Source organism: Streptomyces sp. NPDC041129, assembly GCF_055592265.1.
Map to the genome: position 1 here is coordinate 1 of NZ_JBVIYV010000028.1, position 1,129 is coordinate 1,129.

General features: G+C 68.2%; 1 protein-coding gene. It reads left to right on the forward strand.

Features of this window, described 5'->3' with window-relative positions; all coding sequences use genetic code 11:
- Positions 1 to 110: 110 nt before the first annotated feature.
- The coding region (locus ACZ6B1_RS34205) for an acyltransferase domain-containing protein (RefSeq protein ID WP_468784656.1) at positions 111 to 1,129 on the forward strand (1,019 nt) is incomplete at its 3' end.

Here is a 1,129-nt window from a genome sequence, read left to right on the forward strand (position 1 = left end):
GTGTTGTCGGCCTGGCTGGGGGGCGGGAGGGCTCTGGTGTGGTGGCGGGGTCGGTGCGTGCTGGTGGGTTGGCGTTTGTGTTTCCGGGTCAGGGTGCGCAGTGGTTGGGGATGGGTCGGGAGTTGGCGGAGGCGGTTCCGGAGTTTGCTCGGGAGTTGGAGGTGGTTGCTGGGGAGGTGGACCGGTGGTGGGATCACCGGTTGCTGGATGTGGTGTGGGGTGGGGATGGGGGGGTGTTGGGGCGGACGGAGTTCACGCAGCCGGCGTTGTTCGCTGTTGAGGTGGCGTTGTTCCGGGTGGTTGCGTCGTGGGGTGTGGTCCCGGATTTCGTGGTGGGGCATTCGGTGGGGGAGATCGCTGCCGCGCATGTGGCGGGGATGTTGTCGTTGGGGGATGCGGCGCGGTTGGTGGTGGCGCGTGGCCGGGTGATGCAGCAGGCCGAGGCCGGGGTGATGGTCGCGGTGTCGGGGCCGGTGGGGTTGGTGGGGGAGGTTTTGGCGGGGGTGGCGCCGGAGTTGGGTCCGGTGGTGGTGGCGGCGGTGAACGCGCCGGGGAGTGTGGTGATCTCGGGTGCGCGGGCGGCGGTTGATGCGGCTGCTGCCGAGCTGGAGGGTGCTGGTTGCGAGGTCCGTTCGTTGGCGGTGTCGCATGCGTTTCATTCGCCGTTGCTGGATTCGGTGTTGGAGGAGTTCGGTCGGGTTGCGGCGGAGGTGGTGGTGTCGGCTCCTGATAGTGGTGTGGGGTTGGTGTCGAATGTGACGGGGGGGTTGGCTGATGTTGCTGGTGGGTTCGGGTCGGCGGAGTACTGGGTGCGGCATGCGCGGGAGGCGGTGCGTTTCGGGGATGCCGTGACGTACTTGGCTGGTCAGGGCGTCTGTCGGTTTGTGGAGTTGGGTCCGGGGGCGTTGGTCTCGGCCGTGGTGAGCACGCTGGAGGAGGCGGGGGCGCCGGAGGAGCCTGTGGTCGTGCCGCTGTTGAGCCGCCGGGAACCGGAGTCGAGGGCATTGGTGTCGGGGTTGGGGCGGTTGTTCGTGTCCGGTGTTCCGGTGTCGTGGCGGGCGTGGTGTGTGGGTGGTCGGCTCGTGGACGTGCCGACGTATGCGTTTCAGCGTGATCGGTACTGGCTCAC